We start from the raw sequence: 15,563 nt of genomic DNA, 5'->3' as shown, positions 1-15,563 counted from the left end.
GGTGGCCCGAGGTCAGGGTGTCGCGCGGTGTTGGAGGGCCGGTTGCCAGGTGGGGACGGGGTTCTCCGGTGGGGCTTCCGTGCGGCGGCCGCCTCGGGCGAAGAAGGCCTCCAGAGGGAGGATCGCCGCGCCCACGGTGACGGCGTCCGGGCCCAGGGTGCCCAGTTCGATCCGGGTCCGGCCGGCCGGGTAGCGCAGGGCGAAGGCGGCCGCGTGGGGCTTGACCGTCTCCAGGAAGCGGGAGCCGAGCTGGAGGCCCGCCCAGCCGCCGACGAGGATGCGTTCGGGCTGGAAGAGGTTGATCAGGTCGGCGAAGCCGGCGCCCAGGTACTCGGCGGTCTCCTCAAGGACGGCCAGGGCCGTCGCGTCGGGTTCGGTGCCCGAGCCCTCCGGAGGGTAGGCCGCGGCGAGCATCGAGGTCAGCGCCGTCTCCTCGTCCGCCCCGGTCGGCGGCCTGCCGCCCGCCTCGCGCCAGCGCTCCAGGAGCGCCTCGGCGCCCGCGTACGCCTCCAGGCAGCCCTGGGAGCCGCAGCGGCAGCGGCGCCCCCGGACCCGCACCGTCAGATGGCCCCACTCGATCGCCCGGCCCGACCCCATGCCCTCGCCGATCACGCACGCGCCGACACCCGAACCGAAGAGCACGACCACCGCGTCGGCGACACCGCGACCGGCGCCGAACCACATCTCCGCCTGGCCGAGCGTCTTGGAGCCGTTGTCGATGTAGTACGGCACGCTCTCGGGCACCGCGCCGGTCTCCCGGAGCAGCCGCTCCAGCGGCACGGCGTCCCAGCCCGTGGTCTGGCCGTGCACCACGGCACCCTCCTCGGGGGTGTGCGCGATGATGCCGGGGACACCGATGCCGACGCCGAGCAGCCGCTCCGCGGGCACGTCCGCCGCGCGCAGCACCTCGGCGATCCCGTCACGTACGTGGCCGACCACGATGCCGACCTCGTACCGGCCGTGCGGGCCCGGGCCGTCCGTCGACAAGGGGCGCTCCACGCGCGCGAGTTCGGTCAGGGCGAGGTCGAACAGCTCCACCCGGATGCGGGTCTCGCCCACGTCGATGCCGATCATGCAGCCGCTGCCCGGGCTGACGCGCAGCAGGGTGCGGGGGCGGCCCCCCGCGGAGTCGACGCTGCCGGCCTCCTCCACGAGGCCCTCGGCCAGGAGCTCGCCGACCACGTTGCTGACCGAGCCGGAGCTCAGGCCGGTCGCCGGGCCGAGCGTCAGACGGCTCTGCGGCCCGTCGAAATACAATCGTTGCAGGACCGCCGTGCGGTTCTCCCGCCGCAGGTCACGCACCGTACGGCTGCTCTTCGCGCGCACTCTGCCCCCTGTTCCTGAAGTGTCTGATCGCAAGATACCCCTGTCGGGGCCCTTGACGCGACCTTCTCTCGGCATTTAACTCACGTCCTAAATTAAGCCGGGAGGGCGCTCGGGGCGAGCGTGGGACGTTCTGCCCGCTCCGCCTCCCCCTCGGACTCCGTCACTCCCCGAAAGGGCCTTGAGGAGCCATGCGCAGAATCAGAGCCGCGGTCACCGGTGCCGTCACCCTCTCCCTCGTCCTCACCGCCGCCGCCTGCGGAGGCGGCACCTCCGGCGGTTCCGGCTCCAACTCCCAGCCGAAGACGCTCACGTACTGGGCCTCCAACCAGGGCTCCAGCATCGAGGTCGACAAGAAGGTCCTGCAGCCCGAACTCGACAAGTTCGAGAAGGAGACGGGCATCAAGGTCAAGGTGGAAGTGGTGCCCTGGTCGGACCTGCTCAACCGGATCCTCACCGCCACCACCTCCGGCCAAGGCCCCGACGTCCTCAACATAGGCAACACCTGGAGCGCCTCGCTCCAGTCCACCGGAGCCCTGCTGCCCTGGGACGACGCGGCCTTCGCGAAGATCGGCGGCAAGGACCGCTTCGTCGACTCGGCACTCGGCTCCACCGGAGTCCCCGGCCAGGACCCGGCCGCCGTCCCGCTCTACTCCATGGCCTACGCGCTCTACTACAACAAGAAGATGTTCAAGGACGCCGGCATCGAGAAGCCGCCGGCGACCTGGGACGAGCTGACCGCCACCGGCAAGCGCCTGAGCAAGGACGGCAAGTGGGCCATCGGCGTCGAGGGCTCCAACCTCTCCAACAACATCCACCAGGTCTTCGTCCTCGGCAAGCAGCACGGCGCCGACTTCTTCACCGCCGACGGCAAGGCCGACTTCACCTCCGACGGGGCCGTCGCCGCCGTCAAGCAGTACGTCGACCTCATGGCCGCCCACAAGATCGTCGCGCCCGGCAACGCGGAGTACGCCCAGAACCAGTCGCTGAGCGACTTCGCCAAGGACAAGACGGCCATGGTCCTCTGGCAGACCCCGTCGCAGACCTTCGCCTCCCAGGGCATGAGCGAGGAGGAGTGGGGCGTCGCCCCCGCACCCGTCGCCTCCGGCGCGCCGGGCCAGGGCACCTCCGTCAACTCCATGGTCGCCGGCATCAACATGGCCGTCTTCAAGAACACCAAGAACCTCGACGGCGCCACGAAGTTCGTGAAGTTCATGACCAGCGACGAGGAGCAGAAGGTCCTCAACCAGGCCTACGGTTCCGTCCCGCCGGTCAAGACGGCGCAGCAGGACCCCGCCTTCGACACCCCGTCCCTCAAGGTCATCCGGGACACCCTCGCCACCAGCGCCTCCGCCCTGCCGCAGGTCCCCGAGGAGTCCCAGTTCGAGACCGTCGTCGGCACCGCGGTCAAGGAGCTGTTCGCCGACGCCGCCGCCGGCCGGCCCGTCACCACCGAGTCGGTGAAGGCCGCGCTCGAAAAGGCCCAGCAGCAGATGCCCAAGAAGTAGGTACGGAAGGAGGCACGGACCACTCATGACCTCTACCGTCACGCACCAGGCAGTGCCGCGGACGGTGCGGAAGGCCCCACCCGGAGAGGCGCGCCCCCCGCGTCGCCGCTCCGGGCGGCTGCGCCGCATCTCGCTGCCGTACCTGCTGCTCCTGCCGGCCCTCGCCCTCGAACTCCTCGTCCATCTCGTGCCGATGCTCATCGGCATCGCGATGAGCTTCAAGGAGCTCACCCAGTTCACCATCCGGAACTGGGGCGACGCGCCCTGGACCGGACTCGACAACTACACGCTCGCGATCGACTTCAACGCCCCTGTGGGGCAGGCCCTGTTGAAGTCGTTCGTGACGACCTGCCTGTTCACCGTCGCGTCCGTCGGCCTGTGCTGGCTGCTCGGCACCGCCGCCGCCGTCTTCCTCCAGGAGAGCTTCCGCGGCCGAGGCGTGCTGCGCGCGCTCTTCCTCGTGCCGTACGCGCTGCCCGTCTACGCGGCCGTCATCACCTGGGCGTTCATGTTCCAGCGGGACAACGGCCTGATCAACCACGTCCTGCACGACCAGCTCGGCATCGGCGACAGCCCCGCCTTCTGGCTCATCGGGGACAACAGCTTCTGGGCCCTGCTCGTCGTCTCCGTCTGGAAGGGCTGGCCGTTCGCCTTCCTCACCGTCATGGCCGGCCTGCAGAACATCCCACGCGAGCTCTACGAGGCCGCGGCCCTGGACGGCGCCGGGGTGTGGCAACAGATCCGGCACATCACCCTGGCCTCGCTGCGGCCCGTCAACCAGGTCCTCGTCCTCGTGCTCTTCCTGTGGACGTTCAACGACTTCAACACGCCGTTCGTGCTCTTCGGCAAGGCGGCGCCCGAAGCGGCCGACCTGATCTCCCTGCACATCTACCAATCCTCGTTCCAGACCTGGAACTTCGGCACCGGCTCGGCCATGTCCGTCCTGCTGCTGCTCTTCCTGCTCCTCGTCACGGGCGTCTACCTGCTGCTCACCAGCCGAGGAAGGAAGACCGGAGATGTCTGAGTCCGCCCCGCGCACAGCCCGGCACAGGCCGCGCTCCCCGATGGCCGCGCCCCGCTCCTTCCTCTGGACCCGGCGGATCTTCCTCACCCTGCTCACCGGATTCGTCCTGCTGCCGGTGTACGTGATGGTCTCCAGCTCCCTCAAGCCGCTCCAGGACGTCTCGGGGAAGTTCCAGTGGCTCCCCTCGGGGATCACGCTGCGTCCGTACGTCGACATCTGGCAGACCGTCCCGCTCGCCGACTACTTCATGAACTCCCTCGTCGTGGCCGGTGCGGCGACCGTCTGTTCCGTGGTCGTCGCCGTCTTCGCCGCGTACGCGGTCAGCCGCTACGGCTTCCGCGGCAAGCGGGTCTTCACCGTGACCGTGCTGTCCACGCAGATGTTCCCCGGCATCCTCTTCCTGCTGCCGCTCTTCCTCATCTACGTCAACATCGGCAACGCCACCGGGATCGCGCTCTTCGGCTCGCGCGGCGGGCTGATCCTGACCTACCTCACCTTCTCGCTGCCGTTCTCCATCTGGATGCTGATCGGCTACTTCGACTCGATCCCGCGGGACCTCGACGAGGCGGCCAAGGTCGACGGCTGCGGACCGCTCGGCGCCCTCTTCCGGGTGATCGTCCCGGCGGCCCTGCCCGGCATCGTCGCCGTAGCCGTCTACGCGTTCATGACCGCCTGGGGCGAGGTCCTCTTCGCCTCCGTCATGACCAACGACACCACCCGTACCCTCGCCGTCGGCCTCCAGGGCTACGCCACCCAGAACGACGTGTACTGGAACCAGGTCATGGCCGCCTCCCTCGTCGTGAGCGTCCCCGTCGTCGCCGGCTTCCTCCTCCTCCAGCGCTACCTCGTCGCCGGCCTCACCGCGGGTGCGGTCAAGTGACGTCCCCGCACCGCTCGTTCGCCCCGTACCCCCAGCTGTCTCCCATGTCAGAGAGGTCCTCCGTGTCCGACTCCACCGACGCCCACACGCTCGACCTGGGCGCCTTCCCCGCCGGCTTCTCCTGGGGCACCGCGACCTCCGCCTACCAGATCGAGGGCGCCGTGGCCGAGGACGGCCGCGGTCCGTCCATCTGGGACACCTTCTCCCACACGCCGGGCGCCATCGACAACGGCGACCACGGCGACGTCGCCTGCGACCACTACCACCGGTGGCCCGAGGACATCGCCCTGATGCGCGAACTCGGTGTCGACGCCTACCGCCTGTCGATCGCCTGGCCCCGCGTCCTGCCGACCGGCGACGGCCCCCTCAACGCCCCCGGGCTCGACTTCTACGACCGGCTCGTCGACGGCCTTCTCGACGCCGGGATCACCCCCTCGGTCACCCTCTACCACTGGGACCTGCCCCAGGCGCTCCAGGACCGCGGGGGCTGGGCCGAGCGGCCGACCGCCGAGCACTTCGCCCGGTACGCAGGCATCGTCGCCGAGCGCCTCGGCGACCGCGTCACCCAGTGGGCCACCCTCAACGAGCCGCTCTGCTCGGCCTGGATCGGCCACCTCGAAGGGCGCATGGCCCCCGGCCTGACCGACCTCACCGCCGCCGTACGAGCCTCCTACCACCTGCTCCTCGGCCACGGCCTCGCCACCGAGGCCGTCCGCGCCGCCGCCCCCGCCGCCCAGGTCGGCATCGTCACCAACCACTCCACCGTCGCGCCCGCCTCCACCCGGCCCGAGGACATCGCGGCCGCCACCCGCATGGACGGCCACACCAACCGCTGGTGGCTCGACCCCGTGTACGGCCGGGGCTTCCCCGCCGACCTGCGTGAGCTCTACGGCGTCGAGCTGCCCGAGCGGCCGGGCGACCTCACCACGATCGCCACCCCGCTGGACTGGCACGGCGTGAACTACTACTTCCCGGTCACCGTCACCGACGACCCCACCGGACCCGTCCCGTACGCCCGCGAGGTCCGCCTGCCGGACGTGCCACGCACCGGCATGGACTGGCAGATCGACGGCGACGGGCTCGAAGCGCTCCTGATGAGGCTCACCGACGACTATGGCGCCCGCCGCCTGTACGTCACCGAGAACGGCTCCGCCTTCCCCGACCGCGTCGGCCCGGACGGAACGGTCGACGACCCCGAGCGGACCGCGTACCTGGAGGAACACGTGGCCGCCTGCGCCCGCGCCGTCCGCAAGGGCGCGCCGCTCGCCGGCTACTACGCGTGGTCCCTCCTGGACAACTTCGAGTGGGCCTACGGCTACGACAAGCGCTTCGGCCTCGTCCACGTCGACTACGCCACACAGCGGCGGACCATGAAGGGGAGCGGGCTCAGGTACGCGGACATCATCCGCGCCCACCGGGACCTGACGGCCTGACGGCGTCACCGTCCGGCCGGTCCGCGACCTCGGGACAGGCCCCCGCCGGGGGGCGGGAGCCTGTCCCCGGGGCCTGCCCCGCAACACGCGCGGCTCAGGACGAGTCGCGTACGACCAGCTCGGGCGCGAACACCAGCGAGGCGGGCTCCGTCCGCACGCCCTGGAGATGTTCGGTCAGCAGCTCCGCCATCGCCGCCGCCATCCGCTCCACCGGCTGTCGTACGGTCGTCAGGGCCGGCCGACAGGCCACCGCCGCGCTCGAATCGTCGAAACCGACCACGGAGACGTCACCCGGGACCGTCCGGCCCAGCTCGCGCAGGTACTGGCACGCGCCCTGGGCCATCAGGTCGTTCGCGGCGAACACGCCGTCCAGGTCCGGGACTTCGCTCAGCAGGCGGGCCATCGCCGTGGCGCCGCTCTCGACGGTGAAGTGCCCCTCGACCGCCGGCGCATCGGAGATCCTTGCCCGGAGGAGGGCCTCGCGGAACCCGCGCAGCCGTTCGCGCGCCGCCGGCAGGGCCGGTGGGCCGCAGATCGTCGCGATCCGCCGGCGCCCTCGCGCGAGCAGGTGCCCGGCCGCCAGGCGGGCGCCCTCGGCGTTGTCGACGTCGACGTGACTCACCTGCGGCGGCCCGGCGGGGCGCGCGAAGTGCACCGCCGGAACCCGTGCCTCCGCCAGCATCCCGGCCAGCGGGTCGTCGGCCTGGACGGAGACCACGAGGGCGCCGTCGGCGCTGCCCTGGCGAAGATAGGAGACGACCTGCTCCCTGGCCGCCCCGGACTCCGCGAGGAGCAGGACGGGATGGACGGAGCGGGCGCGCAGAAAGCCCAGCGCCCCGTCCACCACCCGTCCGAAGAACGGGTCGGAGAAGACCCGGGCCGTGAAGGTCTCGCCCGCACCCGACAGGATCAGCGCGACGGCCTCGGTGCGCCGGGTCACCAGCGACCTGGCCGCCAGGTTGGGGGCGTAGCCGGTCCGGTCGATCGCGCGCAGGACGGCTTCCTGGATGCCCGGGTCCACGTTGCGGACCCTGTTCACCACCCGCGACACGGTCGCCCGCGACACCCCGGCCTCGCGCGCGACGTCTTCCAGCGTCGGTCCCCGTCTGCCCACCGTCGCACCCTAACGCGCCGCGCCCCTCCGCATTCCGGTGCCCCGAGTCCCGCTCGGCGGGAGGCCGTCGGCTGCTTCACGCGGAGTCGCTCCTTACAAGCGCTCCGACTTAAGGCAAGTCGAAAGAAAAGCGCGGTCAGAGTTATTGACCGTCAGATTCGGGGCCGTGCAGGGTGTCGGAGAGCGCTCTCCCGCTTCCGTTCCCTACAAGGAGCCCCGCATGTCTCCCCTTGGGCACCACCCACCCCTCACCTCACGGCGACGCCGACCCGTGGTCGGATCCGCGCCCGCCCGGCGCGGTATCGCCGCCGCCGTGGCCACCGCCCTGGCCGGCGCGCTGCTCGCGCTGACCCCGGCCACCGGCGCGCAGGCTGCGCCCCTGCCGGTCTCGCAGGGCAAGCCCGTCACCGCCTCCAGCGTGGAGCAGGGCGGCACCGCGGCGGCCGCGGCCGTCGACGGCGACCTCGGCACCCGCTGGTCCAGCGCCTTCTCCGACAACCAGTGGCTCCAGGTCGACCTCGGCGCCCCCACCGCGCTCGCCCGGGTCGAACTGCGCTGGGAGGCGGCGTACGGCAAGGCGTACCGCATCGAGCTGTCCACGAACGGCACCGACTGGACGACCGCCCATTCCACGACCACGGGCGCCGGCGGCACGGAGGTCGTCCCGGTCTCCGGCACGGCACGCTACGTCCGCCTGCAAGGTGTCACCCGGGCGACCGGATACGGCTACTCGCTCTGGGAGTTCCAGGTGTACGGCACCGACGGCGGCCCGGTGATCCCGGGCGGCGGCGACCTCGGGCCGAACGTGCATGTCTTCGACCCGTCCACGCCCGGCATCCAGGCCAAGCTGGACGAGGTCTTCCGGCAGCAGGAGTCCGCGCAGTTCGGCAGCGGCCGACACGCCTTCCTCTTCAAGCCCGGCACGTACAACGGGCTCAACGCGCAAATCGGCTTCTACACCCAGATCGCCGGCCTCGGCCTGCGCCCCGACGACACCTCGATCAACGGTGACGTGACCGTCGACGCGGGCTGGTTCAACGGCAACGCCACCCAGAACTTCTGGCGCTCCGCGGAGAACCTCGCCCTCAACCCGGTGAGCGGGACCAACCGGTGGGCGGTCTCCCAGGCCGCCTCCTTCCGCCGTATGCACGTCAAGGGCGGCCTCAACCTGGCGCCCAACGGCTACGGTTGGGCCAGTGGCGGCTACATCGCCGACAGCAAGGTCGACGGCCAGATCGGCAACTACTCGCAGCAGCAGTGGTACACGCGCGACAGTGCCATCGGCGGCTGGTCGAACTCCGTCTGGAACCAGGTCTTCTCCGGTGTCGAGGGCGCACCCGCCACCAGCTTCCCCGAACCCCGCTACACCACCCTGGACACCACCCCGGTCTCCCGCGAGAAGCCCTTCCTCTTCTGGGAGGGCGGGGAGTTCAAGGTCTTCGCGCCCGCCAAGCGGACCAACGCGCGCGGCACCACCTGGGCGAACGGCACCCCGCAGGGGACGTCGATCCCGCTCAGCCGGTTCTACGTCGTCAAGCCCGGCGCCACCGCCGCCACGATCAACGCGGCCGTCGCCCAAGGCCTGCACCTGCTCTTCACCCCGGGCGTCCACCACGTCGACCGCACCATCGAGATCAACCGGGCCGACACCATCGTCCTGGGTCTCGGCCTCGCGACGATCATCCCGGACAACGGCGTGACCGCGATGCGCGTCGGCGACGTCGACGGCGTCCGCCTCGCCGGCTTCCTCATCGACGCCGGACCCGTCAACTCCCCGACCCTCCTGGAAGTCGGCCCGCAGAACGCCTCCGCCGACCACGCCGCCAACCCCACCACCGTGCAGGACGTCTACATCCGCATCGGTGGCGCCGGCGCCGGCAAGGCGACCACCAGCATGGTGGTCAACAGCGACGACACGATCATCGACCACACCTGGGTCTGGCGCGCCGACCACGGCGAGGGCGTCGGCTGGGAGACCAACCGTGCCGACTACGGCGTCCGCGTCAACGGCGACGACGTGCTCGCCACCGGCCTGTTCGTCGAGCACTTCAACAAGTACGACGTGGAGTGGTACGGCGAGCGGGGCCGCACGATCTTCTTCCAGAACGAGAAGGCCTACGACGCCCCGAACCAGGCCGCCATCCAGAACGGCTCCACCAAGGGGTACGCCGCCTACCGGGTCGACGACTCGGTCACCACCCACGAGGGCTGGGGACTCGGCAGCTACTGCTACTACAACGTCGACCCGACGATCCGTCAGGCCCACGGCTTCAAGGCCCCGGTCAAGCCCGGCGTGAAGTTCCACAGCCTGCTCACCGTCTCGCTCGGCGGCAACGGCCACTTCGACCACGTCATCAACGACGTCGGGGCGCCCACCTCGGGCACCGAGACGATCCCCTCGACCGTCGTCTCCTTCCCCTGACCGCGCGCTGAACCACCCGCCGGTGTCCGCCGCGCCAGGGCGGACACCGGCCCATCCGCCCCACCCCCTCCCACCCCACACCGCAGGAGCCGCCATGCCACGCACCGGCGCGACCTCGCTCGTCACTCTCGGCGCCCTACTCGCCTCGTCCCTGACCCTGGGGGCCGCTCCCGCCGCCGGCGCGGCCGAGACCCTGCTCTCGCAGGGCCGCACCGCCACCGCCTCGACCAGCGAGGGCGCCGCCTTCCCCGCGTCCGCCGCCGTCGACGGCGACCTCGCCGGCACCCGCTGGGCCAGCGACCGCAGCGACCCGCAGTGGCTCCAGGTCGACCTGGGCCGCACCGCCACCCTCAGCCGCGTCCGTCTCACCTGGGAGGCCGCGTACGGCAAGGACTACGCGATCCAGGCCTCCGACAACGGCACCGACTGGCGCACACTCAGAGCCGTCACCGGCTCGGACGGCGGCACCGACGAGGTCGCCGTCTCCGGCACGGGACGGTACGTACGGATGCTCGGCACCCAGCGCGCGACCGGATACGGCTACTCCCTCTGGGAGTTCCAGGTGTACGGCGAGGAGGGCGGCACGCAGCCGCCCGCCACCGGAGCGGTCCGCGTCACCGGCACCCAGGGGAACTGGCGGCTCACGGTCGGCGGCGAGCCCTACACGGTCAAGGGCCTGACCTGGGGCCCCGCGATCGCCGACGCGGCCCGGCACATGCCGGACGTGCGGTCCATGGGCGTCAACACCGTCCGTACCTGGGGCACCGACGGATCCACGAAACCCCTGCTGGACACCGCGGCCGCGCACGGGGTCAAGGTCGTCAACGGCTTCTGGCTCCAGCCCGGCGGCGGCCCCGGCTCCGGCGGCTGCGTCAACTACGTCACCGACACCACGTACAAGAGCACCATGCTCACGGAGGTCGCCCGCTGGGTCGACGCGTACAGGACGCACCCCGCCACACTCATGTGGAACGTCGGCAACGAGTCCGTCCTCGGCCTGCAGAACTGCTACTCCGGTACGGAGCTGGAGGCGCAGCGCAACGCGTACACGACGTTCGTCAACGACGTCGCCAGGAGGATCCACGAGATCGACCCGGACCACCCGGTCACCTCCACCGACGCCTGGACCGGAGCCTGGCCCTACTACCAGCGCAACGCCCCCGACCTCGACCTGTACTCGATGAACTCCTACGGCGACATCTGCGGCGTCCGCCAGGACTGGGAGGAAGGCGGCTACACCAAGCCGTACCTCATCACCGAGGCCGGCCCGGCGGGGGAGTGGGAGGTGGCCGACGACGCCAACGGCGTGCCCGACGAGCCGACCGACGTCCAGAAGGCCGAGGGCTACACCAAGGCCTGGAACTGCGTCACCGGGCATCAGGGCGTCGCCCTGGGCGCCACCCTCTTCCACTACGGCACCGAGCACGACTTCGGGGGTGTCTGGTTCAACCTGCTGCCCGACGGCCTCAAGCGGCTCTCGTACCACGCGGTGAAGAAGGCGTACAGCGGCAGCACCGCCGGGGACAACACCCCGCCGGTGGTCAGCGGCATGACCGTCACCCCGTCCGCGAGCGCCCCGGCCGGCGGCGAGTTCACCGTCCGCGCCGACGTCCGTGACCCCGACGGGGACCCGCTCACGTACAAGATCTTCCTCAGCGGGAACTACGCCAACGGCGACAAGCGGCTCGTCGAGGCGGAGTGGCGCGCCACCGGCAACGGCACCTTCGCCGTCACCGCCCCGCAGAAGCTCGGTGTGTGGAAGGTGTACGTCCAGGCCGAGGACGGCCGCGGCAACGCCGGTATCGAGACCAAGTCCGTCAAGGTCGTCGCCCCGCCGGTGAGCGGCACCAACCTCGCCCTGAACCGGCCGACCACCGCCTCTTCCTTCCAGCCCTCCTACGGCGACTGCCCCTGCCCGCCGCGGAACGCCACCGACGGCAACGGCACCACGCGCTGGGCCAGTGACTGGAGCGATCCGCAGTGGATCCAGGTCGACCTCGGCTCCGTCCGCTCCCTCCGACGGCTCCAGCTCGTCTGGGACCCCGCCTACGCCAGGGCGTACGAGGTCCAGGTCTCCGACGACGGCACCACCTGGCGCACGGTCCACACCACGACCACGGGCGACGGCGACGTGGACACCGTCGACGCGGCGACGACCGCGCGGCATGTCCGGCTCCAGCTGACCGCCCGGGGGACCGGCTGGGGCTACTCGCTCCACGAGTTCGGCATCTACGGCTGACCCACCTCACCCACCCTCACCCAGGAGGAACCCATGAGATCGCGCTCAAGATCCCTGTCCGCCGTCTTACTGGCCGTGGCACTGGCCACCACCGCGCTCGGCGCCGGCACCCTCGCCGTGGCCTCCGACGGCGGCGAGGCCGGACCCGCCCTCGGGGCCACCGCCCACGGTGGGCAGGCCTCCGGGCACGCCGCCGGGCACGCGAAAGCCGTGGCCGCGGTGCCCACCGCCGACGACCCGGACGGCGACGGCCACATCCCCGCCGTACCGCCCGTCACCGGAGTGACGCCGTCCCACGCGACCCCGCCACCCCGCTACTTCCACGAGTTCCAGGCGAACTGCTCCGTCACCCACACCGCGCCGGACGACCCGATCGTCTACCCCGGCCGTCCGGGCGCCTCGCACGACCACACGTTCATGGGCAACACCTCCACGAACGCGCACAGCACCACCGGCTCCCTCCGCGGCGGGACGACGTCGTGCAAGGCGCCGGGCGACGCGTCGGCGTACTGGATGCCGTCCCTGTACGACGGTGACCGGAAGGTCCTCCCCGTGGGCCCGCAGGTCATCTACTACAAGGCGGGTGTCACCGACTACACCAGCGTCCGCCCCTTCCCCACCGGCCTCAGGTTCGTCGTCGGCGACCCGACACAGTCCGCCGAGGACTTCCGGCGGCACCGGGGCTGGGTCGAGGGCTGGGAGTGCGGGAACAGCTACATGAACACCGACATCCCGGCGAACTGCCCGGCCGGTACGCAGCTCAACCTGCGTATGCAGGCCCCCAGTTGCTGGGACGGCCGGTACCTCGACACCCCCGACCACCGGGCCCACATGGCCTACCCGGTCGTCAAACCGGGCACGAACGACAACGTGTGCCCGGCGTCGCACCCCGTCGCCGTCCCGATGGTCGAGTTCAAGATGGCCTTCCCGGTGTCCGGTGACACGTCGCAGGTCCGGCTGGCCAGTGGGCGCGGCTACTCCTTCCACTACGACTTCTTCAACGCGTGGGAGGAACGCACCCTCAAGGCGCTCGTGGACCACTGCGTCGTGGGCGGTCTCCAGTGCGACGCACGGGGCTACGACGAGACCCACCCCGAGCGGGGCGCGGCGCTGAACGCGGAGTACCGCCTGCCCTGACCTGTGGCGGCAGCACATCGATCCGAGGGTGGGGGATGAACGACGACGAGCTCGACCGCCTGGTCGGGAAGCTGAGCATCGGGCAGAAGGTCCGCCTCCTGACCGGTGCCACGACCTGGCGCACGGCCGCGGAACCGGCCGTCGGCCTGCGCTCCGTCATCACGTCCGACGGCCCTGCCGGGGTCCGCGGCGAGGCGTGGGACGAGCGCGGCCCCTCCGCGCTGCTGCCGTCGGCGTCGGCGATCGGCGCCCTGTGGGACGAGGAACTGACCGAGGAACTCGGCGGCCTCCTCGCCCGCGAGGCGCTCCGGAAGGGCGTCGACGTCGTCCTCGCCCCCACCCTCAACCTGCACCGCACCCCGCTCGGCGGGCGCCACTTCGAGTGCTTCTCCGAGGACCCCGAACTGGCCGGACGTACGGGCGCGGCACTCGTCCGCGGCATCCAGGCCCACGGCGTGGCCGCCACCGCCAAGCACTACGTCGCCAACGACTCCGAGACCGACCGCCTCACCGTCGACGTGCGCGTCGGGGAGCGGGTCCTGCGCGAGGTGTACCTCGCCCCGTTCGAGGCGGCGGTCGCGGCCGGCGTCTGGGTGGTCATGGCGGGCTACAACGGCGTCAACGGCGCCACCATGTCGGCGAGTCCGCTCCTGGCGGACCCGCTGAAGACCGACTGGGGCTTCGACGGCGTGGTCCTCTCCGACTGGGGCGCGGTGCGCTCCGTCGAGGAACCCGCCCGCGCGGCCCTCGACCTCGCGATGCCGGGCCCCGAGGGCCCCTGGGCCGAGGGCCTCCTGCGGGCCGTCGAGGACGGCCGGGTGCCGGAGGCGGCCGTCGACGACAAGGTACGACGCCTGCTCCGCCTGGCGGGCCGGGTCGGGGCGCTGGACCGCCCCCGACGCGGGCCCGCACCGCCCGCTCGCCCCACCCGCGCGCTGCTGCGCCGCGCGGTCGCGGCGAGCTCCGTCCTCCTGCACAACCGGGACGTGCTTCCCCTGGACGCCGACGACCTGTCCTCCGTCGCCGTGATCGGCACCCACGCCGTACGCCCCCGGTTGCAGGGCGGCGGCAGTGCCGGGGTCTTCCCCGAAGCCGTGGTCACGCCGCTGGACGGCATCCGCGCACGGCTACGGGGAAGGGCGAGGGTCTCGTACGTACCCGGACCCGCACCGCACGCCCCGCCGGCCCCGCTGGACGTCGACCGGTGCCGGAACCCCGTGTCGGGGCGGCCCGGAGTCCTGCTGCGACTCCTGGACGCCGCCGGCCGGGAACTCGCCGCGGAGCACCGGCTGTCGGGACGCCAGCTGGAACCCCCACTCGTCCCCGGCGCCCACACCGTGGAGATCAGCGCGCTCCTGACGCCCGAGACCTCGGGGGAGTGGACCTTCGCCGTCGGCGGCTTCGGCCGGATGTCCCTCACGGTCGACGGAGGGACGGTCCTGGACGGCCTCTTCCCGCTGGACGTCGACGACCCGGCCGTCGTCCACGTCAACCCGCCGCTGAGGACGGCCCGGACACCCCTCCGAGCGGGGCGGCCTGTCCACCTGGTGGCACGGCGCGAGCTGATGCCCGGCTCAGGTCGCGCCACGGTCGTCGCGACCGACCCACCGGCACCCGACCCGCGGGCCGCCCTCGCCGCCGCGGTGGAGGCCGCCCGCGACAGCGACGCCGTGATCGTGGTGGTCGGCACGCCGGAGCACGACGAGACGGAAGGGTGCGATCGCACCGATCTGCGCCTCGCCGAGCCGCAGAACACCCTCGTACGCGCGGTGGCGGCGGCCAACCCCCGGACGGCCGTGATCCTGAACAGCGGCGGCCCCGTCGAACTCCCCTGGAGGCAGGAGGTGGGCGCGGTCCTCCTGACCTGGTTCCCCGGCCAGGAGGCCGGTACGGGCCTCGCCGACGTCCTGTTCGGCGCCGCCGAGCCGGGCGGACGGCTCCCCACCACATGGGCCGCGTCCCTGTCGGACGCACCCGTCACCACCACCCGGCCGACCGGCGGTCGCCTCGCCTACACGGAGGGCCTCCACATCGGCCACCGGGCCTGGCTGCGCACGGGCCGCGAGCCCGCCTACTGGTTCGGGCACGGACTCGGCTACACCACCTGGGAGTACGACACCGTCCACGCCCCCACCGACGTCCGCGCCGACACCCCCGTCACCGTCCACGTCCGACTCCGCAACACCGGCCCACGGGCCGGCCGCGAGGTCGTCCAGATCTACCTGGCCCGCCCGCACTCGACCCTCGACCGCCCCACCCGCTGGTACGCGACCCACGCCACCGTCCACGCGGCCCCCGGCACCGGGGCGACCGCCACCGCGCGGATCCCGGCGCGGGCCTTCCGCCACTGGTCACCGCGGGCCGCCACCTGGCGCACGGAACCCGGCCCCTACGAGATCCTCGTGGGCCGCTCCGCCGGAGACATACGCCTCCGCTCGACGGCGACGGTCCACGAGCATCCCTGAACGCGCCGGGCGCCGCCT

10 protein-coding genes are annotated in these 15,563 nt (G+C 71.8%); 8 read left to right on the top strand and 2 right to left on the bottom strand.

What is annotated here, in order from left to right:
* Positions 1-12: 12 nt before the first annotated feature.
* Entirely contained in the window at positions 13-1,326 is a 1,314-nt protein-coding gene (locus ACWF79_RS01865) for an ROK family protein (protein WP_453726071.1), read from the bottom strand.
* A 188-nt stretch (positions 1,327-1,514) separates the two neighbouring features.
* On the opposite strand from ACWF79_RS01865, the gene ACWF79_RS01860 reads away from it, so the two are divergent.
* The 4 genes from ACWF79_RS01860 to ACWF79_RS01845 are packed head-to-tail and all read left to right on the top strand — an operon-like array spanning position 1,515 to position 6,168.
* Positions 1,515-2,831 (top strand): extracellular solute-binding protein, encoded by a 1,317-nt coding sequence (locus ACWF79_RS01860; protein ID WP_453726070.1) that lies wholly within the window; start codon positions 1,515-1,517, stop codon positions 2,829-2,831.
* A gap of 25 nt (positions 2,832-2,856) precedes the next feature.
* Positions 2,857-3,855 (top strand): carbohydrate ABC transporter permease, encoded by a 999-nt coding sequence (locus ACWF79_RS01855; protein ID WP_453726069.1) that lies wholly within the window; start codon positions 2,857-2,859, stop codon positions 3,853-3,855.
* 40 nt (positions 3,856-3,895) lie between these two features.
* Positions 3,896-4,735 (top strand): carbohydrate ABC transporter permease, encoded by an 840-nt coding sequence (locus ACWF79_RS01850; protein ID WP_453726167.1) that lies wholly within the window; start codon positions 3,896-3,898, stop codon positions 4,733-4,735.
* Between the two features lie 44 nt (positions 4,736-4,779).
* On the top strand, positions 4,780-6,168 hold the full coding sequence (locus tag ACWF79_RS01845; RefSeq protein WP_453726068.1) for a GH1 family beta-glucosidase: 1,389 nt from the start codon (positions 4,780-4,782) through the stop codon (positions 6,166-6,168).
* 94 nt (positions 6,169-6,262) lie between these two features.
* Here ACWF79_RS01845 and ACWF79_RS01840 read toward each other — a convergent pair whose 3' ends face one another.
* The gene (locus tag ACWF79_RS01840) at positions 6,263-7,282 is read right to left on the bottom strand and encodes a LacI family DNA-binding transcriptional regulator (protein WP_453726067.1); all 1,020 of its coding nucleotides are present in this window, start codon (positions 7,280-7,282) and stop codon (positions 6,263-6,265) included.
* Between the two features lie 220 nt (positions 7,283-7,502).
* On the opposite strand from ACWF79_RS01840, the gene ACWF79_RS01835 reads away from it, so the two are divergent.
* The 4 genes from ACWF79_RS01835 (at position 7,503) to ACWF79_RS01820 (ending at position 15,545) form a co-directional block, all read left to right on the top strand.
* Positions 7,503-9,704, top strand: a complete 2,202-nt coding sequence (locus ACWF79_RS01835) for a discoidin domain-containing protein (RefSeq protein ID WP_453726066.1) — start codon at positions 7,503-7,505, stop codon at positions 9,702-9,704.
* A 94-nt stretch (positions 9,705-9,798) separates the two neighbouring features.
* The gene (locus ACWF79_RS01830; protein ID WP_453726065.1) at positions 9,799-11,943 is read left to right on the top strand and encodes a discoidin domain-containing protein; all 2,145 of its coding nucleotides are present in this window, start codon (positions 9,799-9,801) and stop codon (positions 11,941-11,943) included.
* Between the two features lie 33 nt (positions 11,944-11,976).
* On the top strand, positions 11,977-13,080 hold the full coding sequence (locus ACWF79_RS01825; protein ID WP_453726064.1) for a DUF1996 domain-containing protein: 1,104 nt from the start codon (positions 11,977-11,979) through the stop codon (positions 13,078-13,080).
* A 35-nt stretch (positions 13,081-13,115) separates the two neighbouring features.
* The gene (locus ACWF79_RS01820) at positions 13,116-15,545 is read left to right on the top strand and encodes a glycoside hydrolase family 3 C-terminal domain-containing protein (protein WP_453726063.1); all 2,430 of its coding nucleotides are present in this window, start codon (positions 13,116-13,118) and stop codon (positions 15,543-15,545) included.
* Positions 15,546-15,563 lie beyond the last annotated feature (18 nt).

Source organism: Streptomyces sp. NPDC054975, assembly GCF_053609105.1.
Note: the sequence above shows the minus strand (reverse complement) of the source record. Positions and strands in the feature narration are given on the sequence as shown.